Source organism: Actinoplanes sp. CA-131856, assembly GCF_050956135.1.
Lineage (GTDB): Bacteria > Actinomycetota > Actinomycetes > Mycobacteriales > Micromonosporaceae > Actinoplanes.
Window position 1 is genome coordinate 1834146 of sequence record NZ_CP191849.1, and the last position, 23693, is coordinate 1857838.

Genomic DNA, 23693 nt, shown 5'->3' on the forward strand with positions numbered 1-23693 from the left:
GGGTATGTACGTTCCATGATTTTCAGCCTGATTCGCCGTTTCGTCATCATGGCCGTCGCGATCCCCCTCGCCGCCGCCGGCTTCCGCAAGCTGAGCGACCGGCTGGAGGCCCGCAAGGGCCCGACCCGCACGACCCGCTACATGCGCCAGGGCGCCGACCTGCTGGCCGGCTTCGGCCGCCAGCCCCAGAAGAAGCGCCGCCGCTTCGCCTGGTGACCCGCGTCGGGCACTGCCGCTTCGCTTGGTGACCCGCGTTGGGCGCTGCCGCCTCGCCCGGTGGTGCGCTCGGCGCTGCCGCTTCACATGGTGACCCGCGTTGGGCGCTGCCGCCTCGCCCGGTGGTGCGCTCGGCGCTGCCGCTTCACATGGTGACCCGCGTTGGGCGCTGCCGCTTCGCCCGTGCCCGCGCTCGGCGCCGCGGGTTCGCCTGGTGCGTCACCCTATGCGGCGGCGTGCCTCGGCGGACGCGGCCGCCGCTGGGGTCACGCCCTCGCGCTCGGCTGTGGCGAAGACGCCGGCCAAGGTGGTGGCTATGCCGTTCAGGCGGGCGGCCACCTGGGCCGGCGTCTCGTGGTGCAGTTCGACGGCCGTGGCGCGCAGGACCCCGCCGGCGCTGACGATGTAGTCGGGCGCCCACAGGATGCCCCGCTCGTGCAGCAGATCGGCGGTGGCCGGGGCGTCCAGCTGGTTGTTGGCCGGGCCGGCGATGGCGGCGCAGCGCAGGGTAGGAACGACATCCGGGGTCAGCAGACCGCCCAGCGCGGCCGGGACCAGCACGTCGACCTCGGCCGTGAGGCACTCGTCCGGGGTGGCCCAGGTGGCGCCCAGCTCGCCGGCCACCGCGCGCCGCGCCGGGTCGATGTCGCTGACCACGAGTTTGGCCCCGGCCTCGGCCAGCAGGCGGGCCACCCGCCCGCCCACTTGCCCGAGCCCCAGCACGGCAAAACTCCGCCCGGACAGCGCGTCCTCGGCGGCGCTCGGCCCGGGCAGCGTGTGCTCGGCGGGGAGCGTGTGCTCGGCGGCGCTTTCGGCGGGCGGCGTGTGCTTGGCGGCGCTTTCGGCGGGCGGCGTGTGCTTGGCGGCGCTTCCGGCGTGCAGCGTGTGCTTGACGGCGCCTCCGGTGGACAAGGTTGCGCAGACGGCCCGGAGGGCGGCCACCGTTCCGGCGGCGGTTGCGGGGGACGAGTCGCCGCTGCCGCCGGCCTCGGCCGGGCGGCAGAAGACGTGGCCGGTGCGCTCGGCGATCGTGAGCATGTCGGCCGGGCCGGTGCCTACGTCGGGACCCGTCGCGTAGACGCCGCCCAGCTCCTCGATCACCGTGCCGACGTCGTGCAGGGCGGCGGCCCGGTCGAAGGACCCCCGCGCCACGACCACGGTCTTGCCACCGCCGTGGGGCATGCCGGCCATCGCGCACTTCTCCGACATCGCGGCCGACAACCGCAGGGCGTCCTCCAGGCCGTCCCGCCAATCCGGGTACGCCTTCATCCGGCACCCTCCCAGCGCCTGCCCGAGGGCCGTCGAGTGGACGGCGACGATGATCGGCAGGCCGGATTCCGTGCCGCGGCGGATCACCACGCGCTCGTGCGGGAACATCGCTTTCCTCCGTACAACTGAAGTGGTCTCTGGAGCGAAAGCTAGACGCCTGGCCGGACCCGGCGGAGACTTGCCGAACGAAGTTCGGCCGATGCCGGAAAGTGGGGGACGGTGGACGACATTGATTCGGCGATCGTGCGGGAGTTGCAGCGCAACGCGCGGCTGACCAACCGCGATCTGGCCCGGCTGGTCGGCGTGGCCCCCTCGACCTGCCTGGAGCGCGTGCGGCTGCTGCGTGACCGGGGCGTGCTGACCGGCTATCACGCCGAGGTCGACCTGGGCGCGCTCAACCGGCACGTCCAGGCCTTCCTCCACCTCCAGGTCCGTCCCATGAGCCGTGACGTCATCGAGGGCGTCAAGGCGTACGTCACCGGTCTGCCCGAGGTTTTGTCGGTTTTCGTGGTGGCGGGCGGCGACGATCTGCTGGTGCACGTGGCGGTGCCGAGCGTCGACGCCCTCCACTCCTTCCTGATGGACAAGTTCAGCCAGCGGCGCGAGATCGTGGGCTTCCGCAGTTCGGTGATCTACCAGCACACGCGTAACCGCGTTCTCGGGGCTCTATAGGTTCAATCTCGGCCAGTCCGACAGATCGGACAGCAACTGCCGGTCGTGCGTCGCCACGATCACCGCCGCCGGCGTCGCCCGGATGGCCTCGGTCAACTCGTCCACCAGGGCCGCCGACAGGTGGTTGGTGGGCTCGTCGAAGATCAGCAGATCGGGCCGGGTGGCCAGGTGGGCGGCGAGGTCGAGGCGGCGCTGCTGGCCCAGCGACAACCGTTCGACCGGAGTACGCAGCGCCTCCGCGTCCAGCAGCCCGAAGTGCTCGCGCGGGGCCGTGACGGCCGAGACCTCCTGCTCGACGAACGCGATCCGGTGGAACCGCCGCACGGTGCCGGCCGTGGGTTCGAGCCGCCCGGCCAGCAGGGCCAGCAGCGTCGACTTCCCGGCCCCGTTCGGCCCGGTCACCAGGAGCCGGTCACCCCCGTCGACACTCACGCTGAGTGGGTGGTCCAGGCGACCTTCCAGCTGTACGCCGTGAGCCCGCACCAAGGGCACCCCAGGCCGGACCTGAAGCTCGGGGAACCGCAGCACCGGAGGCGGCGCGGGCGCCGTGACTCGGTGGGCGTCGAGGGCTTCCCGCTCCCGGTTGAGGGCCTGCACGACACCCGGCGCCCGGGTCTGGCGCTGGTGCCGGCCGGTGCCCTTGGGCGGACGCCAGCCGGTGCTGAGCCGGTCGCGGGCCTTGTCGACGGCGACGGTGAGCCGCTGATGCTCGGCCTGCTGCTCCTCGAAGTCCTGCTCCCAGCGCCGCCGGTCCCGCCGGCGGCCCTCCTGCCAGCCTTCGTAGCCCCCGGCGTACACCCGGGGCAGCCCGTCCTCGGTGGGGTCGAGGTCGAGGAACTCCCCGGCCACGTCCCGCAGGAGGGCCCGATCGTGGCTGACCAGCGCGAACCCGCTGCCGTGCTCGCGCAGCCGCCCGGTGAGGAAGTCGAGCCCGCCGGCGTCCAGGTGGTTGGTCGGCTCGTCCAGGAGCAGCAGGTCGTAGCGGGCACCGAGCAGACAGGCGAGCCGCACCCGGTAGCGCTGCCCGACCGAGAGGGTGTGCAGCTCCCGCTCCCGGTCGGAGCAGGCGCCGAGGGCTTCGAGCGCGATGTCGACCCGCCGCTCGGCGTCCCACGCGTCCAGCCGGGTGGCCAGTTCGAGCGCGGCGGCGTAGCGGTCTTCCGCGCTCCGGCCGCCGGCCAGGTCGATGGAGGGCTGGTCAAGGGCGGCCGGGTCGATGGAGGGCTGGTTGAGGGCGCCCGGGTTGTCGGTGGGCTGGTTGAGGGCGGCCGCGGTGTTTGTGAGCTGGCTGAGGGCGGCCGGGTTGTTGGTGGGCTGGTTGAGGGTGGTCAGGTCGTTCGTGGGGTGGTCGAGGGTGGCCAGGTCGTTGGCGGCCTGGTCGAGTGCGGCCAGGGCGGCGTGGGCGTCGCGCAGTGCTTCGCAGGTGAGGGTGCCGACGGTCAGGCCCGGGGCGGCCGGCAGCGCCTGATCGGCCAGGCCGACGCTGCCGGCGCGGTGGACGCGGCCCTCGTCGGGGACGAGCAGGCCCGCGAGCACGCGCAGAAGCGTCGTCTTGCCGCGGCCGTTCTCGCCGACGATGGCCAGGCGGGACCGGGTCGAGACGGTGACGGAGACATGGGTGAGGACCCGGCGGGCGCCGAGGGTGACGCTGACGTTCTCGGCGCGCAGATGCGCGTGGTCGCCGGTGAGGTGGTCGCCGGACGCGGCCGGCGTGAAGGTGCGAACAGACACAGGAAAGCTCCGCAGCTCGGAAAAGGAGCCGGGCAGCGTCGAAAGGCCGCTCCGGCGGGACACCGAGACGGCGGCGACTAGGAAGAATGAGGGGCGCCGCCGTCAGCGGCGGGTGCGCAACCTCATGAACGCCATGCCTGTGTACATGGCGGCTACGTTACCTGGCGTTGCGCGCGATGGCACTCGAATTACTCAGCGGGCCGAGACGGTCAGGAGCCGGCGCGGTCTATCGGCTGTAGCCCCGTTGCCCCGCAGGGCAATCCTCCCGTGCGGAAAGGATCACCTGCTATTCGCCCTCCGAAGGGGGGGGCAAATAGCAGGGCCGCTTTGCGTCATTCAGCAAGCCCCGCTGGCATCATCGAGCCAAGGACCCCTGCCGCACCCGGCGCCGTGGATTTGCGAGGTCTTTTGGGATAGCTAACCCACATGCGGGCGAAGTCGGACTCCTCTTGAGTGACAAACCGTAAAGCCTCGCTAGGTTCTGCGAATTGGGCGGAGGTCATCACGTGTTGTGGCGAATCCACATCCGGAAGACCGAGCCACGCTAGGCCGGAAGGTCTGAGGAGCATAATTTCTTGTCCGCGGCTATCGGCCAAGACTATAACCGCGCGCGAGGCCTCATCTCGCTGAGTGCGAATCCGTCGGAATATTTGGCGCGAAAACCCCTTGTCTTGCAGAGTTTCTACCGCATCCCGGATCGCATCAAGGCTTGTTCTAAGCCGTTCGGTTTCAAGGCGTTGGCGTCGTGAGTGCAGCCATTCATTCCGGGCCTCGCTCACGTCGGCCCCCACCAGCCTGTTCGACACGTGTTCGAGGCTGCGAAGGATATCCTCTTGACTGTCCGTTAGGAGGTCAAGGAAGGGTATGGTGTGTTCAAAAGGAAATCTTTGCAGCTCTTGCGATTTAAACCAATCTGGAATTCGGCTGTCGGAACGTCTATGTTGCTCGGAGTTGTCGCGGTGTGAGCGAAGAATCTGAGCCAATAGGCCGAACCCTCGCATTAGCGGATACAGCGTCATTCTATCTTCAATGAGCAGCCGCGGCTTGCCGTCGGAATCAACATCCCTTTCAGCGCCATTTCGCAAAACAGCAAGTGCGCCGATGGAGTCCGTGTCGCCTTGATAGATAAATCGACGGTCACTCGAATAATGATCCTGGGTGAGCGCCCATGTCGTAAATAGCAACGCATCCTTCAAGACGTCTTCAAGCGCAACAAAATAATTTACAGCGGCGCTCCGAACCTCTTCCTCATCTGGGCCCACCCTACTGGTCAAGGTTTGGCGAGTTAGTGCAATGAGCCCGTCATGAAGCGCCCAGAATCTGTGGTGAGGGTCTCGGAAGTCCTCGACGGAGAATCCTAGCTTCCATAGCACGCCATTCACTCGATCGTCATCGGACTTCATCAACCCATCGGCCAGCCTGAGCTCGTGAGCGGCGACGCGGAAGTTTCCGCGACGTGCGAGCAAAAGCTTGCTAACCGCACGACGTGGGCTGCTCGATCGAAGGTACTGCTCAACAGTGGCATCAAGCGACTCGGCGCTTCCCTCTTGCCGCAGCTCTAAGTGCCATGCGAGTTCAAGTCGATCATCATGGCTGTCCATGTTGTACATTTGCCTTACGAGTCGACGTAGCCGGAGTGTTGCCAGCGAGGAATCGTCGGACTGGATGCGAACACCGTGACTGCCCAGCTGAGCTTGTAGCTCAAAGGCGCCCGTGTGTATGGCCCCGTTCACCACTGGTGCGCGGACTTCGCCGTCTGGAATAACTATATGTCCTTCGAGAACAAGTGAATCGAGCGCGGAGAACATGTCACGGTCCGATGCGCACAGGCTGAGCTGAAGAATTTGCGCCCGGTCTAGTCTGGAGACGATGTCTTCAGCTCGGCCGGTCGGTCCGCCGCAATTTCTCAATACGTCCCTGATCGTTGGCCCGCTGTTCAGCAACTTTCCAAAGAAGAGTTTAAGCTCAGCGTCGGTCAAGCAATCGCCGAGCAGATAAACGATCGCATCGCCAGCGAAATCATTGTATAGATCGCTAGCGTACAGATCGCTGCGACGAAGGTAGCCAGCCCAATCGCTAACGTCGGGGAACTCGCGATTTAGTATCTTGCGAGCCTTGATTTGGCTCTCGTTTATCAGCGCATCCTGGGATGTCTCCAGAAGGTGCCGGTGCAAGCCTGTGCAGGTAACGTCTGCACAATGATAGGGGACCCAAAGGGTTGGGGGGCAATAGCGATGGTGGCCGCTTTCTAGAATACCGTAAGGGCCGGTCACGAAAGTGCCCACCTGAAACACCCCTTGCGGGGTTCCTTCGAGAAGTTCCAGCGTCTCCCGGTGGGAGATTTGATTCCTCGCATTCAGGCCTAAGTCGTGGGCCTTGTCGTACAGTAACCGTCCGTATGCGAAGGGGTAAAGTATGAATTGACTCTCCGAGTCTTTCCCCGAATCGGTGCCGGCAACTTGCGCGGAGAGAACTTTCGCGAGGCGGTCGATATCTGTAGCTACCGGATCGATGAGAAGATCGGCTTGGAGGAGATATAGAAAGCAAATAAATCTCGCTTGCGGATAGGGCACCCCCTGCTTAACCATTTTGTCAACGACTCGCTGACCCTCGGGTGTAAGCACTAAAGGGTCGTACATTGGCTGGGTGATCTTATATTTGGAGGTAATAATGCAGTGTTCAGCAAGGTGTCGAATATTCAGCAAGCGGCCGAGTGCTGACTTGAATTCTTCCGATGAGTAGCGGTCAAGTAGTTCGTCATCGTTAAGCACCTCTGCCACCTGCCCACCGTACAATCTAGAGGGTGTGCTTGGAAGCCCGTGGCGGCCCAACGAACATAGACATGGCTTCTTGGTCACCCAGGCGTACTAGATGCGGAGGCCTGATTGGCCATATGTCCGTCCTTTTCAATCCGCGAGGCCGACTGTCACGCGTCAACGTGCTGTGTGTTCGGACTTCAGTGTGTAGCGGCCGGGCGCGCGGACGTGGACGCGGACCCAGTCGCCGTCACGGTCGACCTGGGCGCCGTCCGAGGCGGCGAGCCAGCGGGAGAAGCGGACGCGCAGAGCCACGTCGCCGGTGCCGGGGGTGTCGAAGGTGATCGAGCTCGCGGTCTGGTCGACCAGCGTCGCGGGCGCGCCGACGAGGGGGTGGGCGCCCGTGACGGCGTACAGGCGCCAATGCTCTCCGCTCCACACCTGGGTCAGATAGGGAAGGCCGCCGGCGATGAGCTCCGCCTCGGGCCGTCCCGACCAGGTGAGCTCGGCGTCGGGCACGGCCACGAACTGCACCGCCAGCTCGTCGAGCCAGGCGCGGTACGTCTCGGCGGTGAGCGGAACCCCCGTGCCCGAGGTGCCCGGGATCTCGGTGAAGAAGAGCGGGTTGCGGTCGATGTCGGCCTGCCGCAGCCAGCCCCGGGCCAAGGGGACGTCGCCCATGTGGGCGGCCTCCCAGTAGTCCCGCGTCGACGGGATCTCGACCCGACCGGTGAGCTTCTCCTGAGCGAGCCGGTCGAGCAGGGGAGTGAAGTAGCTCCGCTCGGCCGTGGGGTTGCCGATGTCCCGGAGGTCGCCGGTCACGACGGGCGGCTGCCACCAACAGGCCACCACCAAAAGGACGGCGACGGCCCAGAAGGGCATGGCTCGCGCAGGGGCCGGCCCGGGCGTCGCGGAAGGGCGCCGGCGGGGCCGCCAGGAGGGCCACGTCGCGTAGGCGGCCAGCACGGGCAGCGTGAACATCACCGCGAGGCGGGTCGCGTTGAGCCCCACCGGGGTGTGGATCAGCGCGGAGGCGAGCACGCCGGCCGCCGAGAGGAGAGCGGCCACCCGCACGGGCCGGCGAGGGACGAAAACGGCCACGGCCAGGCTCGCCACCACGGCCCGGACGGTATCGGTCCGGCTGATGTTCATCCAGCCGCCGTCGCCGAAGAAGAGGGAGAGCGCCGCCAGCGGGATCGCGGCCGGCACCGCGATCAGAAGCCCCCGCCAGACTCGCCCGTGCCCCGGATCACCGGCCGTCGGCACCGCGCCGGCCGTCGGCATCGCGCCGGCCGTCGGCATCGCGCCGGCCGTCGGCACCGCGCCGGTCGTCGGCACCAGGCGGCCGCTTGTGGCCAGGGCGACGCCGGCCAAGCCCAGGAACAAACCGGCCACCGGGCTGGTGGCGCCGGCGAGCAGGGCCGGGATGGCGGCCAGTCCAGGGCGGCGGCCGGTCACCAGGACAAGGGCGGCAAGTCCGAAAAGTACCCCGAGTCCGTACGTGACGCGGCCGCTGGCCAGGTTTCCGGCGATGCAGACGGTGCCGGCCAGGGCACCCAGCCACGGGCGCGGGGCCGCGGTGGCGCGCAGGAGCATCGCGAACAGGACGGCGGCGCCTACGAGAGAGAGGGCTCCGGTCAGACGTACACCCAAAAATGCCATCAAAGGCTGGGAAACCAGGCTATAGCCCAGTTGGTTGACGCCGGCGTACCACCGCAGGTCGATCGGGGTGTAGCCGTGCGCGGCGAAGAACTCGGCCCGGGCGACCTGCGCGGCCAGATCGGAGCCCATCGGCGGCAGCAGAAGATAGACGGCACCGAGCACCGCCGCGACAACGGCGGTGACCCACTCCAGCCGGTGCCGAGCCCACACGCGCCCGACCCTACCCGGCGTCGCAGCCTGTCACGGTAGGGTGCTCGCCATGCCCCGCCCCACCGCCGTCCGATATGTGGGCCTGGCAGGAAGTCTGCTGCTCGCGGTGGCCGCCTGGCTCGGCGGCGCCAGCAGCCCGTGGGAGCCCACAGTGACGCCGCGCACCATTTTCGCCGGCGAGAACGGCGTCGCGCTCCCGCTCACCTGGCTCCTCGGCACCCTCCTGATCATCGGCGCGTGGGTGGCCGGCGTCCGCGCGGCGCCGACCGCCCGGTGGGCTTACCTCACGGCGGCTCTGTGGGCGGTTCCGCTGCTGCCGTTTCTTCCGCTCGGGAGCTACGACGCATTTTCGTACGCCTGTCAGGGCTGGCAGCAGTCGGCGGGTCTGGACCCGTACGCGGGCGGGGTGACCGACCTGGGCTGCCCGTGGGCCGACGCGGTGGCGCCGACGTGGTTGTCGTCGCCGGCCCCGTACGGCCCGGTGTTCCTGCTGCTGGCCGCCCTGGCGGTCAAGGTGGGCGGCTCCCTGGCCGGCACCCTGGCCGCGTTGCGGGTGATCGCCCTGCTCGGCGTCGTGCTGATCGCCGTGTGCCTGCCGAGGTTGGCGCGCTGGTCGGGCGTACCCCTCGGTCGTGCCGTCTGGTTGACCCTGGCCTGCCCCCTCATCCCGATCCATCTGATCTCGGGCGCTCACAACGACGCCGTGATGGTCGGCTTTGTGGTGGCCGGGCTGGCGGTGGCGATGGGCGGCCGGCGGACGTGGGCCGCGGGGCTCCTGCTCGGGCTGGCGATCGGGGTGAAGGCGACAGCGGTCGTGGTGGTGCCGTTCGCCTTCTGGGTGGCTCTGCGCTCGCGGCGAGCCGGTCACCTGCGCGTGGGGGGTGAGCTTGTCGCCGGTGTGCTGGTGGTGCTGGCCGCGGCCTCCCTGATCTCCGGGCGCGGCTTCGGCTGGATCACCGGCCTGGCCGGCAGCGGCGCCTCCGTCCAATGGACCTCACCCACCACCGCCATCGGCATGACCATCGACCTGTTCGGCCCCGACGCCGTCCCCGTCACCCGGATCATCGGCATCGTGCTGCTGGCCGTCCTCCTCGTCCTCCTCTGGTGGCGGGCCCGCGTCCGCGATCCACTCCTTTACACCGGCTACGCGCTGGCCGCCACCGTCCTGCTCTCGCCCGTCTTCCATCCGTGGTACGCCGTCTGGGCGCTCCCCGTCCTCGCCGCCACCCTGCACGAACACCTGAACTGGCTGGTCGTCCCGTGCGCGGTCGCGGCCGCCCTCTGCCTGCCGGACGGCTACAACCTGGCCCTCGCGGTCAAGGCCCAGGGCGCCCTCCTCATGACGGCCTTCGTCATCTATTTAGCGTGGAAAGCACTACATGAAGCGAAAAATCGGAATCGTAGCGGTCCTGGCGCTGATCACGCTGTTCATCGTCTACCTGGCTGAGACGCGCAACGGATACTTCGACTCGAAGGTCTACTACGGCGCCATCCAGTACTGGTTCCGCGGCGACGGCGGCATGGTCTACGACTGGCTGCGCCCCGGCACGCCGTACGGCTTCACCTATCCACCCTTCGCCGGGCTGGTGATGGCGCCCATGGCGTTCCTGCCGTTCGGCGCCGTCGTCGTCATCGCCGTGATCGCCACCGTGCTGACCACCGCGCTGCTCACCTGGTGGTTCGTCTCCCCGCTGATCAAGCGCAAGGGCTGGACCGTCTGGTTCGCCTTCGCCGTCGCGGTGTGCCTGGCCATCGCCTTCGAGCCGGTGCGCGAGACCATCACGTTCGGGCAGGTCAACACGCTGCTGCTCACGCTGGTGGCCGGTGACCTCCTGCTGGGCCTGGCCAAGGGCCGCAAGTGGGCCGGCGTCGGCATCGGCCTGGCCACCGCGATCAAGCTGACCCCGGGCGTCTTCATCCTCTATCTGCTGGTCACCCGGCGCTGGCGGGCCGCGATCACCGCCTCCGGCACCGCCGCCGGCGTGACCCTCGTGGCGGCCGCTGTCTTCCCGGACGAGTCGCGCGAGTTCTGGACCTCGGCGCTGTGGGACACCAACCGGGTCGGGGTGCTCTCGTTCCTGTCCAACCAGTCCGAGCGCGGCTTCCTGGCCCGGCTCCCGATCGATCAGGCCGAGTCGAAGGTCTGGCTCGTCTGCGTGCTCCTGACCCTGGCCGGCTGGGCCTGGCGGGTCCGCAAGGACCCGGACGACATCATGGGTGGCCTCGCTCTCACCGGCGTCCTCGGGTGCCTGATCAGCCCGGTCACCTGGATCCACCACTGCGTCTGGCTCATACCGGCCATCGTGCGCTGCGTCGATGTGGGACTGTCGGGAACGGACAAGCGGCCCCTGTGGCTCGGCGGGGCCGCGTACGTCATCATGACCTCGCGGTTGACCTGGCTCTGGGAGAAGCGGCCGCGGCCGCCGCTGGAGCTGATCGGCGGGAACTTCTATGTCTGGTTCAGCCTGGCCCTGCTGATCTGGACACCCATCGGCACCCGTCGTTCGTCTGACGTCCATCAGGAGGACAAGATCCTTCTGTAGTCAAAACCCATGTCAAAGCGCCGTACCACCTCGGCGATCGCCCTCGCCGCTCTCGTCGGAGCCGCCGGCTTCTCCCCGCCGGCGTCCGCGCACCACAAAGACACCGCATTCCAGCGCCTCGCCACTTTCCCGGCCTACCTGAACTCGTCGATCGACGACACGGCGGCCGCCGAGATCTCCACGGTGACCGAGGACGGCCGCACGGTCGTCTACACCGACAGCCCCGGCGAGCGCCTCGGCTTCGTCGACATCACCAACCCGGGCCGGCCCCAGCCGAAGGGCACCCTGGCCGTCGGCGGCGAACCCACCTCGGTGGCGCGCCTGGGCCGCCTGCTGCTGGCCGGCGTGAACACCAGCGCCAGCTACACCGACCCGTCCGGCAAGCTCGTCGTCATCGACGACCGCACCCGCAAGGTGGTGCGCGAGCTCGACCTGGGCGGCCAGCCCGACTCGGTCGCGGTCGCGCCGAGCGGCCGCTACATCGCCGTCGCGATCGAGAACGAGCGCGACGAGGACGTCAACGACGGCGCGATCCCGCAGCTGCCGGCCGGCTACCTCGTGGTGATCGACACCAGGACGTGGAAGGTCAGCAAGGTCGCGCTGGCGGGCGTCGACCCCGAGCCCGAGTACGTCAGCATCAACTCCCGCGACGAGGCAGTGCTCTCGCTCCAGGAGAACAACCAGATCGCGATCATCTCGCTGGCCTCGAAGAAGGTCATCCGCCAGTTCGACGCCGGCCAGGTCACGGTGTCCGAGGTGGACACCAAGGACGACGACAACATCACGCTCGACGGCACGATCACCGCCAAGCGTGAGCCCGACGGCGTCACCTGGATCTCCGACGACTACTTCGCCTCGGCCAACGAGGGCGACTACGAGGGCGGCAGCCGCGGTTGGACGATCTTCAATCGCGACGGCAAGGTCGTCTGGGACGCCGGCAACACGCTCGAGCACATCGCCGTCTCCCACGGCCTCTACCCGGACAAGCGCTCGGACGCCAAGGGCATCGAGCCCGAGAACGTGGCCTTCGCCCGCATCAACGGCACGCCGTACGTCTTCGTGAACGCCGAGCGTGGCAACTTCACCGCGGTGTACGACGTGTCGAACCCCCGTAAGCCGAAGTTCCAGCAGCTCCTGCCGACCACTAACGGCCCCGAGGGCGTCGTGGCGGTCCCGTCCCGCGGCCTGGTGATCGTCTCCAGCGAGGAGGAGATCCCCGACGCGAACATCCGGGGCTCACTCAACATCTACGGCGTGGGCAAGGCGGGCTTCCCGTCGATCGTCTCCGATCACGAGATCCCGTTCGGCACGCTGTCGGCCCTGTCCGCGGTCCCCGGCACGCGGGACAAGCTGGTCTCGGTGACCGACTCGGCGTACACCCCGACCCGGATCTTGACTGTCTCCGTTTCGCGCAGCCCGGCCGAGATCACCCGCCAGCTGACGGTCACGAAGAACGGCAAGCCGATCGGGTACGACGCGGAGGGCATCGCCGCGCGCAAGAGCGGCGGCTACTGGCTGGGCGTGGAGGGCTCGTCGTCCACGCCGAACCTGCTCGTGCGCCTGGACGCGCGCGGCGCCGTACAGCAGGAAATCCCGCTGCCGGCGGAGATCGCCGCCGCCGTGACCACAAACGGTTTCGAAGGCGTAGCCGAGTCGGGCGGCGCGGTGTGGGTGGCCATCCAGCGCCCGCTGAAGACAGACCCGGCCAATGTCGTCCGCATCGGCCGCTACGACCTGGCCAAGGGCACCTGGTCGTGGCTGGCCTACCCGCTCGACACCGCTCCCGTGGGCTGGACCGGCCTGTCCGAGCTGGTAGCCGTCGACAGCAACACGTTCGCGGTCATCGAGCGCGACAACCAGCGAGGCCCGCAGGCTTCGATCAAGAAGGTCTACAAGTTCGACGTACCCACCACACCGTGGACCGGCGCCCCCACTGTCAAGAAGAAGCTGGTCAAGGACCTGCTGCCGGCTTTGAAGGCCGACAACGGCTGGGTGCAGGACAAGGTGGAGGGCTTGGCCATCGCCGGAAACGGCCAGGCGTACGCGGTCACCGACAACGACGCCATCGACGACGCGACAGGCGAGACGGTCTTCCTCCGCCTGGGTCGCTTGTTCTGACCCGAAGCATGGTGAAGCGGCGGCCACACTCCGATCCCGCACGTGTGGCCGCCGCGCCAGGCGATCATTCGCTTCGGCCCCCTTGCTCGCGTTCCGCGGCCCGGTAGACGAGATCGAGGTTCCTCTGCGAGGTCAGTGTGTCCGGGTGGTCGTCGCCCAGGAGCCGCCGGCGGTCGGCCAGCAGGCTCTCGAACTCGCGGGTCGCCTCGTCCAGCCGTCCCGCCGCGTAGTAGGCGGAGGCGAGGTTGTTCCGCGCGACCAGCGTGTACGGGTGGTCGTCGCCCATCAGCCGCCGGCGGTCGGCCAGCATACTTTCGAACTCGCGGGTCGCCTCGTCCAGCCGTCCCGTCAAGTAGTAGGCGGAGGCGAGGCTGTTCCGCGCGACCAGGGTGTTCGGATGTTCCTCACCGAGGAGCCGCCGGCTGTCGGCCAGCACGCTCTCGAGCTCGCGGATCGCCTCATCCAGCCGTCCGGCTGCCTGATAGGCGTCGGCGAGGTTGTTCCGCGCGACCAGCGTGTCCGGGTGTTGCTCACCCAGTAGTTGCTGGCGGTCGTCCAGCACACCTTCGAGTTCGTGGATCGCCTCGTCCAACCGGCCCGCTGCCTGGTAGGCCTGGGCGAGGTAGAGCCGTGAGAACAATGTGTCCTGGTGTTGCTCGCCCAGTAGCCGCCGGCGGTCGTCCAGCACACCTTCGAGCTCGTAGATCGCCTCGTCCAGGCGCCCCGCGACGCGGTAGGCGTCGCCGAGATTGTTCCGTGCGCCCAACGTGTTCCGGTGTTGCTCACCCAACAACCGTCCACTATCGGTGAGCACACTGCGGTACTCGCGGATCGCCTCGTCCAGCCGCCCCATCGACATGTACATGCTGGCGAGGTTGTGCCGGGAGGCCAGGGTGTCCATGTGCTCGTCACCCAGCAGCCTCCGTCTCTCGGCCAGCACCAACTCGAACTGGTCGGACGCTGTCGTCGTCTGGCCCTGGAATTGCCGGTAAGTGGCAGCACGGTCCCCCACCAGGAGAATCTCGTGAATCTGGTGATCGCCGGGAAGGCCGGCCATGAGGGCGTCGATGTGGGGCAGCAACGCGCTCCACATCGGCCATCCGGGCACGTTGGTGATCGGGGCGTTCGGTATCGCCTTGGCCAGCAGCTGAGCCGCCTGCTTCTGCGCTTCCTCCGTGGTGGCGATCTTCTGCTGGCTGTGCCGCGTCACGGCCTGGACGAGCCGGTGCATGCTCACCATGTCACCGACCTGGCTGACCATGCTGTAGGAGGCCAGGAGGGCCACGGCGTCGCGAACGTCGGCCGGGTCGTCGGCCAGCGGGGCCAGGACGTCGGTCGGCAGGTCGTCGGGCGCCAGCCAGGCCAGCACGTCCATCACCCGGCCGGCCAGCGGACTGCTCCCGGTGATGGTGGTCATGGTCAGTGTCCACACCAGGGAGACGGCCCGGCCGTCCTTTCCGCCGAAGCCGCTGCTGGACGCCACTCGGGCGAACTGGCTGGTCAGGAGAGTGCGGTAGTCGTCGAAGCTCATCCGGGAGTGCTGGCTGACGTAGGCGGCGGCCTGCTCCAGCGCCAGCGGCAGGTCTCCCAGGTCATCCGCGAGACGGTCGGCGCCCTCGCGGTCGCCGGGACGGCCGGTCAGACGGGTCAGCAGGTCGATCGAGGCCGGGCGGGCCAGCACGCCCAGCCGGAACGGTGTCAGGCCCAGCGTCGCCCAGCGGGCCGCGCCCAGGTCGCGCCGCGTGGTCACCAGGATCTGGCCGTTGCTGCCGACGATGCCCAGCAGGTCGGCGATGTCGTTGACGTCCTCGACGTTGTCGAGCACCAGCAACCAGCCCGTGTTCCCTTGCAACCACCCGAGCGCCCACGCCTGCGCGTCGGCCAGCGTGGCCACCGGGTGCAGCCGGCGGGTCAGTGCGGCCAGTCCCAGGTTCAGGTTCTCGACGTTGTCCGCCGTGATCCACCAGACCAGCGAATACCGCGACAGGTAGTCGCGGGCGTAGTGGTTCACCAGTTCGCTCTTGCCGATCCCGCCTAGCCCGTGCACCGCCCCGGCCTGACCGACCACCACACCCACGTCGTCGCCGCCGAGCTGGTCTGCCAGCACCCGCAGGTCACGGCCCAGGAACACCGCCGACTGCCGCGGCAGGTTGTGCACCACCGCACCGGCCGCCGCCGACTGCGGGGGCGGCAACCCGCCGGCGTCCACACCGATGTTGGTCTGGATGTTGCCCGAACCGACCTGCACACCCTGGCCGCCGGTGACGTCGACGGTGAAGTCGCCGGTGCTCACGCCGGCGACGTGAAGGTATTCGTCTGGGTGTTGTGGGAGCCGATCTGCACGCCCTGGCTGCCGGAGACGGTCACCTTGTAGCGGTCGGCGCCGACCCCGGCCTCACCCAGGATCTGCGCCAGGTCCTCCCTCAGCTCTGGATCCTGCGACAGGGCCTTCAGCAGCTGGGCCCGCAACACCGCCGCCGACGCCTCGTCGTCGGGCGACTCGCCGACCTCGACCACGGCGGCCTCGATCTGATCGCGGCGGCCGGAGGCGAACAGCCGGCGCAACAACCGCCGTCCCACCCCCACTGTCGCGTCCGCTCCCGCGTCGGCGGCCGCGTCGGTGACCTTCTGCAGCACGGCGCCTCCGTACACACCGGCCGCGGCCGTGACGTACGGGACAACGTCCTGAACCAGCACTCCAAGATCAGCCACAGGTGATCAGCTCCTCGCGCAATGTCACCATCCGGTCTATCAGCATGTTGCAACGCGCGCGGCACCCCATCCACCGAGCGGATGACCGATTCCAGGAAGGCCGCCGCCCAAGCAGAGCCCCACCGCGGGCGTGGCGGAGGTCGCCGCTCTTCGCTGAGGTCAGTCGGAGTTGGGCCAGATGAGGATGCCGGGGCCGTCGGGGGTCTCGACCGGGATCCAGGCCTCGTCGACGTCGGCCAGGCGGGACTCGTCGAGGGTGAGCGGCTTCGGCTCCTCGCTGCGGCCGTCGTCGGACGCCCAATAAGAAACCTCGCCGATGACGCGGCGCAAATGGTCGAGCTCGTCCTCCGGCCAGTGGTAGTTCCACGTGCCGACGCTGTCCAGGTGGACCTCGAAGATCTCGCGGAGCTCGTCGAGGGCGCTGAACGCGGCCAGCGGGACCAGGAAGCCCTCCTGGCGGCCCTGGCGGCAGGCGGTGCCGCCGTACTGATGGTGGTAGACGACTCCGGTCGGTGCGGCGACGAGGACGCACAGGCCGGCGAGGCCGTCCGGGTCGAGGGAGACGTGCCGGGGGGCGCGGATCACCGGAGGATTCTCTTCCTTGATCGCCGAGTAGCGCCACCCCACCAGGGAAGAATCGGGGGATGCAGACATTCCTGCCCTACCCGGACTTCGTCGCTTCGGCCGAGGCTCTCGATCAGAAGCGGCTGGGCAAGCAGCGGGTGGAGACCATTCAGGTCCTGCGGGGTCTGACGGTCGAGGGGTACGGCTGGCGCCACCACCCGGCCGTGAAGATGTGGCGGGGATACGCCGAGGGGCTGGTGCGCTACGGCCTCGACATGTGCGCCGTCTGGACCGCTACCGGGCGCACCGACACCTGCGCGACGACCCTGGTCGCCGATCTCGGCCTGGGCCGTCCCATCCGTACGCAGAAGGAATTGGCGTCTTCGAACGAACTTCCCCCGTGGCTCGGCGACCCGGACGTCCATCGGAGCCATCAGTCGGCGCTGCTGCGCAAGGATCCGGATTTCTATCGGCCGCTGTTCGGCCCGGACGTCCCGGATGATCTCCCCTATGTGTGGCCGGTAGGTTGACGGTGTGACCGAGCGGGAGATCCTGACCTGGGACGACTTCGGGCGGGCGGGGCGCGCCCTGTCCCAGCAGATCGCCGGCGACGGCTGGCGGCCGAGCCTCATTCTGGCCGTGGCCCGCGGTGGCCTGTTCGCGGCCGGCTCGATCAGCTACGCCCTCGACATCAAGAACCTGCACGTGATCAACGTCGAGTTCTACACCGGCGTCGACGAGCGCCTGGACACCCCGGTCATGCTCGGCCCGGAGCCCAGCATCGCCGACATGACCGGTGCCAACGTCTTGATCGTGGACGACGTGGCCGACACCGGCGAGACCATCAAACTGGTCCGCGACTTCTGCGCGGCCCACGCGGCCGAGGTGCGCACCGCCGTCATCTACGAAAAACCACACACCATCGTGCGGTGCGAGTACGTCTGGAAGCGCACCGAGAAATGGATCAACTTCCCCTGGTCCAGCCTCACCTGACAGAACCGATTTGCCAGAGCGGGCAGAATCGTACGGGTGGAGATCGCGGTTCTCGGGCCGTTGGAGCTGCGCGCCGACGGTGGGGAGACCGTGCCGGTGGCGGGCGCGCGACTCCGTACCCTCCTGCTGCTGCTCGCCCTCGACGCCGGCCGGGTGGTCTCGGCCGACCGGCTGATCGACGGGGTCTGGGCCGGCGATCCGCCCGCGGCGGCCGGGAACGCGCTCCAGGCCCTGGTGTCGCGGCTCCGTAAAGCCGGGCTCGTCATCGACAGCGGCCCGGGCGGCTATCGGCTGGTCATCGAGGCCGGCCGGGTCGACGCTCACCTGTTCACCCGGCTCGCCCCGGTCGACCCGGGAGCCGCGCTGGAACTGTGGCGCGGCGAGCTCGACTTCCCGGACGTGGCGCGGGCCGAGGCCGTACGGCTGGAGCAGTTGAAGGAAACCGCGCAGCGCCGGCGCCTCGCGGCCGAGATCGGCACGCGTGACACCGTACCCGAGCTGGAAGGTCTTTTCGCCGCTCATCCGCTCGACGAGCGCCTGGCCGCGCTGCTCATGCGGGCGCTGCGGGCCGGCGGCAACCCGGGGCGCGCGCTCGAGGTCTTCGAGCAGATCCGGCGGGGGCTGGCCGACGCGCTCGGCGCCGATCCGTCGGCCGAGCTCACGGCGCTGCACATGGAGATGCTGCGCGACGAGCCGGCGAAGGCGCGCGGCAACCTGCCGGCCGAGGTGAGCAGCTTCGTCGGCCGGGAGCAGGAGATCACGTACCTCCTATCTGAAATTCGGACCAATCGCCTGGTCACTCTGCTTGGTCCGGGCGGAAGTGGAAAGACTCGCCTTTCCGTCGAAGTCGGCGCGAAGGTGACCGGCGAGGTGTGGCGGGTGGAGCTGGCCCCGGTCACCGACCCGGCCGAGGTGCCACAGGCCGTGCTCAACACCCTCGTGCCGCGCGGCCAGCCGGTGCTCGACGTGCCGGGCCGGGTGCCGCTCGGCGAGACCCTCGACCGGCTGATCAGCGCGGTCGCCGGCCGCGAGATGCTGATCATCCTGGACAACTGCGAGCATCTGATCGCGGCCGCAGCGCAGGTGGCCGACGCCCTGCTGCGCGCCGCGCCGGGCGTCCGCCTGCTGACCACGAGCCGCGAGCCACTCGGCATTCCGGGCGAACGGCTTCGCCCGGTCGAGCCCCTGGCCCTCCCGCCGGTGGGTGCGGCGGCTGCCGTCGCTTCCGGTTTCCCAGCCGTACGCCTCCTGCTCGACCGCGCCGCCGGCTTCACGCTGACCGAGGAGAACGTCGAAGCGGTCGTCCGGATCTGCCGCGCCCTGGACGGCATGCCGCTCGCCATCGAGTTGGCCGCGGCCCGGCTGCGTACCCTCCCGGTCTCGGTCCTGGCCGACCGCCTGGCCGACCGTTTCCGCCTGCTGACCGGCGGCAGCCTGGTGTTGCCGCGGCACCAGACGCTGCGGGCGGTGGTCGACTGGAGCTGGGACCTGATCGACGAGCCGTCACGCCGGCTGTGGCGCCGCTTCGCGCTGTTCTCCGGTGGCGCCGACGCGGGCGCGGTCGAGCGGGTCTGCGACACCGACCTCGACGTGCTGGGCGGCTTGGTGGACAAGTCGCTGCTGGTGCTGGGCCCGGATGGCCGCTATCGCATGCTGGAGACGATTCGGGAGTACGGCCTGGAGCAGCTGGCCGAGGCCGGCGAGACCGAGTCGCAGCGGCTCGCCCTGGCCGCCTGGCTGATCGAACTGGCCGGCGAGGCGGACCCGCAGCTGAGGGCGGCCGACCAGCTGGTGTGGCTGCGCCGCCTGGGCACGGAACACGACAACCTGCACGCGGCGGTGCGGGCGGCGATCGAGGCCGGCGACGCGGCGACCGGGGCGGCGCTGGTGGCCCGGCTCGGCTGGTACTGGTGGCTGAGCGGCCACCGCTCGGAGGGCGCGGTGCTGGCGGCCGGCGTCTCCACGATGCCGCCGGGCGAGGCCGACATCGACGAGCTGGCGCTGGTGCACACGTACGCGGCGATCAACGGCCTGGAGGGGGCGCTGGGGCTGGAAGAGGTCGAGCGTGAGTTCCGCCTGGCCCGGGACACGGGCGCCCACAGCCGGTCGTCGCACCCCGCACTCCGCATGATCGGCCCCCTGTCGGTGATGTTCGACGACCGGAACGACCCCGAGGCCGGCTTCCGCATGACGGAGCCCCTGTTCGACGACCCCGACCCGTGGCTGCGCGCGGTGGCCAAGATGATGGTGTCGCAGCTGCGCCTGAACTTCGGCCAGAGCCCCGAGACCTCCGAGCGCGAGATGCGCGAGGCCCTGGCCGGCTTCCGGGCGATCGGCGAACGCTGGGGCATCGGCTTCACCCTGAGCTCCCTGGGCGACATGGCGGCGTCACGGGGCGACTTCGCCCAGGCGGTGACCTGGCAGCGCGAGGCGATCACCCTGGTCCGCGAGGTGGGCGTCCGCGAGGACCTGCCCCAGATGGAGGTGAAGCTGGCCCACCAGCTCTGGCTGGCCGGCGAGGCGGTGGAGGCCCGCACAGTCCTGAAAAAGGCGAGGGCGGCCGCCGAGGAGATCAACCTCCCCGAGGTGAACGCGTCGGTGGCCTACGGAAGCGCCACGTTCGCCCGCATGGAGGGCGACTTGGAAGAAGCCAGAAGAAGCATGGAGGCCGCCGTAAGCCTGATGCGCCACCCGGCAGCGGTGCCCCAGTTCCGAGCGATCACGATGAGCACGCAGGGCTTGGTAGACGCGGCATCAGGCGACTTGTCAGCGGCCCGCACATGCCACGAGGAAGCGATGGAAGCGGCCATGGCGTCCCGAGATTCCCCGGTGATCGCGGTGGTCCTGGTCGGATTAGCCGACCTGGTCCTCCGAGAGGGCAACCCGGGGAAGGCGGCTTTCCTGCTGGGCGCAGCCGACGCCGTACGAGGCGCAAAGGACAGAGCAGTCCCCGACGTGGACCGCATAACCGCCGAGGCCCGCGCGGCCTTGGGCGACACCGCCTTCGACGAGGCCTACGCCCGAGCCGCGGGCGTCACAGCAGCAACCGCCGCCGAGGCGGCCGGCCTGTCCTGACCATCCTCAGGCATCACAGTGTGACCGTCGTGGGTGCGCACGGCCGGCCCGTCCGGCCGAAGCGCGTCGAGGATGCGGACGGCGTAAACGGCGTCCATGCGGTCGCCGACAGCTTCCGGCGTCCACCACTCGGCCTGGGTCGTCTCCTCGCTCGCCGAGAGCTCGCCGCCGACGACCCGGGCGAGGAACATCATGGCCACGATGCCGCGGGCCATGTTCTTGTAGACCCCGGTCAGCCGAATCGGCTCGATGACGAGGCCGGTCTCTTCCAGAACTTCACGGCGGACGCCGTCCAGGATGGACTCGTCAAGCTCCAGCACGCCCCCGGGCGGCTCCCACCGCCCGTTGTCGCGGCGCTGGATGACAAGCATCCGCCCACGCTCATCGACCACCGTGGCCGCGACGCTGACCGAGTGGCGCGGGCTGTTCATGGCGGCACGTTAGCATGCTGTACACACGTGTATACCTGTTGGAGTTGAAGCGTGGCCGTTTCGGGCATCGATCCCGGCAGTGACCGGGCGGTCTACCGGCAGATCGCGGACGCCCTCCGCGCATCGATCGAGTCGCGGGAACTGCCGCCCGGAGCGCAACTGCCGTCGGAGAGCAGGCTGGTCGCCGACTACGGAGTCAGCCGGGTGACCGCCCGGCGAGCACTGTCCGTGCTCGTGACCGAGGGCTTGGTCACGGCCGAGCATGGCCGAGGCTGGTTCGTGCGGCGGCAGCCACCGGTCCGGCGTCTGTCCTCGGACCGGTTCGCCCATCGCCGCGAGGGAAAGGCCGCCTTCACGGTCGACATGGAGGCGGGCAACCGCTCGTTCACGGTGGACGTGCTGTTCGCCGGCCGGGCAAGCGTTCCGCCTGGGATAGCGGAACGCCTGTCGCTGGAACCCGGCGCCGACGCCATCGTCCGCCGCCGCCGATATCTGGCGGAGGGCCAGCCGATCGAGCTCGCCACCTCGTACATCCCGCTCGACATAGCCGAGGACACACCGATAGCGGAAGCCAATCCCGGCCCAGGCGGCATCTATGCGCGTATGGAGGACAAGGGTTTCGTCTTCGAGCGCTACGACGAGGAGGTGACCGCCCGGATGCCGTCCGGCGAAGAGAGCCGAGCTTTGTCACTGTCGCCCGGTGCCCCCGTGATCCATCTGGTCCGCACCGCCGTGGCGTCCGGACGAGCGGTAGAGGTCTGCGATACCGTCATGGACGCCGCCGCGTTCGTCCTGTACTACAAGCTGCCCGTCAGCTGAGCGCACTCTTTGCCCCATAACGCCGTTCTGTCGAGCAGCTTGTGTACACGAGTCGTCATGCTTACTTTGAGAGAAGGCAGCATGACTGCCTGTCACGAACGTGGGGAGGCGAACGTGATGACAAAGGCCGGCGACCTGAGCACCCGCCTGACGATCGACGCGGTAGTGACGCCACTGGCAACGCTGCTGTGGTCGTGGCTGTGGGTGTCCATGACGTGCAGCACGCAAGTTCCAGCTTGCTGATCCACAAACGACAAACGGCGGCCATGTCGGCCAGGAGCCGATCATGACCGCCGTTTCTCAGGTTGTTCCCGTCTTGTGCCCGAGGTCAGAGCGGCGAATATTTCCGCAGGCCGGAGCCTCGATCAGCGTCAGACGTTGTAGTACATCTCGAACTCGTGCGGGGTCGGGCGGAGGCGCACCGGGTCGATCTCGTTCGAGCGCTTCCAGTCGATCCACGTGCTGATCAGGTCGTCGGTGAAGACGCCGCCGGCCGTCAGGAACTCGTGGTCGTTCTCGAGGCTGTTCAGGACCGCGTCCAGCGAGCCCGGGACCTGCTTGACGGTGCCCCACTCCTCCGGCGGGAGGTCGTAGAGGTCCTTGTCGATCGGGGCCGGGGGCTCGATCTTGTTCTTGATGCCGTCGAGGCCGGCCATCATCTGGGCCGAGAACGACAGGTACGGGTTGCCCGACGGGTCCGGCACGCGGAACTCGACGCGCTTGGCCTTCGGGTTGCTTCCCGTCACCGGGATGCGCGTGCAGGCCGAGCGGTTGCGCTGCGAGTAGACCAGGTTGACCGGGGCCTCGTAGCCGGGCACCAGGCGACGGTACGAGTTGACCGTCGGGTTGGTGAAGGCCAGCAGCGAAGGAGCGTGCGCCAGCAGGCCGCCGATGTACCAGCGGGCCGTGTCGGACAGGCCCGCGTAGCCGGTCTCGTCGTAGAACAGCGGCTCGCCGTTCAGCCACAGGCTCTGGTGGGTGTGCATGCCCGAGCCGTTGTCGCCGAACAGGGGCTTCGGCATGAACGTGGCCGTCTTGCCGTGCTCCCAGGCCGTGTTCTTGATGATGTACTTGAACATCTGCATCTGGTCGCCGGCGTGCAGCAGGGTCGAGAACTTGTAGTTGATCTCGGCCTGGCCGGCGGTGCCGACCTCGTGGTGCGAGCGCTCGACGGTGAAGCCGACGTCGATGAGGCGGCGGACCATGGCGTCGCGCAGGTCGCTGTAGTGGTCGACCGGGGCCACCGGGAAGTAGCCGCCCTTGTACGCGGTCTTGAAGCCGCGGTTGCCGCCCTCTTCCTCCTTGCCGGAGTTCCAGGCGCCCTCGATCGAGTCGATGTAGTAGAAGGCCTGGTGGGCGCTGGTCTCGTGGCGGATCGAGTCGAAGATGTAGAACTCGGCCTCGGCGCCGAAGTACGCCGTGTCGGCGATGCCGCTGGAGGCCAGGTACGTCTCGGCCTTCTTCGCCACGTTGCGCGGGTCACGCGAGTAGGCCTCGCGGGTGAACGGGTCGTGGATGAAGAAGTTCAGCGCCAGCGTCTTCTGGATGCGGAACGGGTCGATGAAGGCCGTGGTGACGTCCGGCAGCAGCATCATGTCGGACTCGTGGATGGCCTGGAACCCGCGGATCGACGATCCGTCGAAGGCGAGGCCGTCGGTCACGACGCTGTCGTCGAACGACTCGACCGGCATGTTGAAGTGCTGCATCACGCCGGGCAGGTCACAGAACCGCACGTCGACGAATTTGACGTCCTCGTCCTTGAGGTATCGCAGGAGTTCCTCGGGATTGGCGAACAACACGTCCTCCTGGCGCGAAAAATCGATACCGGGGCGGCGTGGTTCCGCCGCGTGGCTAGGCTGGCAGCGACGCTATGGGGTGGGAGTTGCCCCGGCGTATCCCAAATGTTTCTGCCGTGTTACGAA

General features: G+C 68.6%; 18 protein-coding genes. 9 read left to right on the top strand and 9 right to left on the bottom strand.

What is annotated here, in order from left to right; translation table 11 throughout:
- Positions 1-15: 15 nt before the first annotated feature.
- On the top strand, positions 16-216 hold the full coding sequence (locus ACQP2X_RS08905) for a hypothetical protein (RefSeq protein ID WP_097320045.1): 201 nt from the start codon (positions 16-18) through the stop codon (positions 214-216).
- 219 nt (positions 217-435) lie between these two features.
- Here the strand turns inward: ACQP2X_RS08905 and ACQP2X_RS08910 are convergent, their stop codons facing one another.
- Positions 436-1593 (bottom strand): Glu/Leu/Phe/Val dehydrogenase dimerization domain-containing protein, encoded by a 1158-nt coding sequence (locus ACQP2X_RS08910; RefSeq protein WP_498695668.1) that lies wholly within the window; start codon positions 1591-1593, stop codon positions 436-438.
- Positions 1594-1704: 111 nt separating this feature from the next.
- Between ACQP2X_RS08910 and ACQP2X_RS08915 the strand changes: the two genes are divergently transcribed.
- Positions 1705-2157, top strand: coding sequence for an Lrp/AsnC family transcriptional regulator (locus ACQP2X_RS08915; RefSeq protein ID WP_498695670.1), 453 nt, complete (start codon positions 1705-1707; stop codon positions 2155-2157).
- Here the strand turns inward: ACQP2X_RS08915 and ACQP2X_RS08920 are convergent.
- From ACQP2X_RS08920 to ACQP2X_RS08930, 3 genes are all read right to left on the bottom strand, one after another.
- Positions 2152-3888, bottom strand: a complete 1737-nt coding sequence (locus tag ACQP2X_RS08920; protein ID WP_498695671.1) for an ATP-binding cassette domain-containing protein — start codon at positions 3886-3888, stop codon at positions 2152-2154. The two genes, ACQP2X_RS08915 and ACQP2X_RS08920, sit on opposite strands and share 6 nt — an antisense overlap.
- Before the next feature lie 332 nt (positions 3889-4220).
- On the bottom strand, positions 4221-6668 hold the full coding sequence (locus tag ACQP2X_RS08925) for a hypothetical protein (protein ID WP_498695672.1): 2448 nt from the start codon (positions 6666-6668) through the stop codon (positions 4221-4223).
- Positions 6669-6821: 153 nt separating this feature from the next.
- Positions 6822-8435, bottom strand: coding sequence for a hypothetical protein (locus tag ACQP2X_RS08930; protein ID WP_498700868.1), 1614 nt, complete (start codon positions 8433-8435; stop codon positions 6822-6824).
- Between the two features lie 130 nt (positions 8436-8565).
- Between ACQP2X_RS08930 and mptB the strand changes: the two genes are divergently transcribed.
- The 3 genes from mptB to ACQP2X_RS08945 are packed head-to-tail and all read left to right on the top strand — an operon-like array spanning position 8566 to position 13177.
- Positions 8566-9963, top strand: a complete 1398-nt coding sequence (gene mptB, locus ACQP2X_RS08935; RefSeq protein WP_498695673.1) for a polyprenol phosphomannose-dependent alpha 1,6 mannosyltransferase MptB — start codon at positions 8566-8568, stop codon at positions 9961-9963.
- The gene (locus ACQP2X_RS08940; RefSeq protein ID WP_498695675.1) at positions 9896-11059 is read left to right on the top strand and encodes a glycosyltransferase 87 family protein; all 1164 of its coding nucleotides are present in this window, start codon (positions 9896-9898) and stop codon (positions 11057-11059) included. The genes mptB and ACQP2X_RS08940 overlap by 68 nt, the downstream gene beginning before the upstream one ends.
- Before the next feature lie 9 nt (positions 11060-11068).
- Positions 11069-13177 (top strand): esterase-like activity of phytase family protein, encoded by a 2109-nt coding sequence (locus tag ACQP2X_RS08945; protein WP_498695678.1) that lies wholly within the window; start codon positions 11069-11071, stop codon positions 13175-13177.
- Between the two features lie 64 nt (positions 13178-13241).
- Here ACQP2X_RS08945 and ACQP2X_RS08950 read toward each other — a convergent pair whose 3' ends face one another.
- From ACQP2X_RS08950 to ACQP2X_RS08960, 3 genes are all read right to left on the bottom strand, one after another.
- Complete coding sequence (locus tag ACQP2X_RS08950) at positions 13242-15470, bottom strand: tetratricopeptide repeat protein (RefSeq protein WP_498695680.1); 2229 nt, start codon at positions 15468-15470, stop codon at positions 13242-13244.
- Positions 15467-15889: an RIP homotypic interaction motif-containing protein gene (locus ACQP2X_RS08955; protein ID WP_498695681.1), complete on the bottom strand. Its 423-nt coding sequence runs from the start codon at positions 15887-15889 to the stop codon at positions 15467-15469. Before ACQP2X_RS08955 ends, ACQP2X_RS08950 begins: the two co-directional genes overlap by 4 nt.
- A gap of 159 nt (positions 15890-16048) precedes the next feature.
- Positions 16049-16474: a DUF6210 family protein gene (locus ACQP2X_RS08960; protein ID WP_498695683.1), complete on the bottom strand. Its 426-nt coding sequence runs from the start codon at positions 16472-16474 to the stop codon at positions 16049-16051.
- A 59-nt stretch (positions 16475-16533) separates the two neighbouring features.
- On the opposite strand from ACQP2X_RS08960, the gene ACQP2X_RS08965 reads away from it, so the two are divergent.
- From ACQP2X_RS08965 to ACQP2X_RS08975, 3 genes are read left to right on the top strand one after another with little or no spacing between them, the layout of a single operon-like run.
- Entirely contained in the window at positions 16534-16983 is a 450-nt protein-coding gene (locus ACQP2X_RS08965; protein WP_498695684.1) for an MSMEG_6728 family protein, read from the top strand.
- 4 nt (positions 16984-16987) lie between these two features.
- Entirely contained in the window at positions 16988-17446 is a 459-nt protein-coding gene (locus ACQP2X_RS08970) for a phosphoribosyltransferase (RefSeq protein ID WP_498657960.1), read from the top strand.
- Between the two features lie 36 nt (positions 17447-17482).
- The gene (locus ACQP2X_RS08975) at positions 17483-20521 is read left to right on the top strand and encodes an AfsR/SARP family transcriptional regulator (RefSeq protein WP_498695685.1); all 3039 of its coding nucleotides are present in this window, start codon (positions 17483-17485) and stop codon (positions 20519-20521) included.
- Here ACQP2X_RS08975 and ACQP2X_RS08980 read toward each other — a convergent pair.
- Entirely contained in the window at positions 20461-20952 is a 492-nt protein-coding gene (locus ACQP2X_RS08980) for an NUDIX hydrolase (protein ID WP_498695686.1), read from the bottom strand. The genes ACQP2X_RS08975 and ACQP2X_RS08980 overlap by 61 nt on opposite strands.
- Positions 20953-21003: 51 nt before the next feature.
- Between ACQP2X_RS08980 and ACQP2X_RS08985 the strand changes: the two genes are divergently transcribed.
- Positions 21004-21771 carry a GntR family transcriptional regulator gene (locus ACQP2X_RS08985; RefSeq protein WP_498695687.1) on the top strand — a complete coding sequence of 256 codons (768 nt, stop codon included), beginning with the start codon at positions 21004-21006 and terminating at the stop codon, positions 21769-21771.
- A 371-nt stretch (positions 21772-22142) separates the two neighbouring features.
- On the opposite strand, the gene glnA is transcribed toward ACQP2X_RS08985, so the two are convergent.
- On the bottom strand, positions 22143-23567 hold the full coding sequence (glnA, locus tag ACQP2X_RS08990) for a type I glutamate--ammonia ligase (RefSeq protein WP_498695688.1): 1425 nt from the start codon (positions 23565-23567) through the stop codon (positions 22143-22145).
- Between the last annotated feature and the right edge of the window lie 126 nt (positions 23568-23693).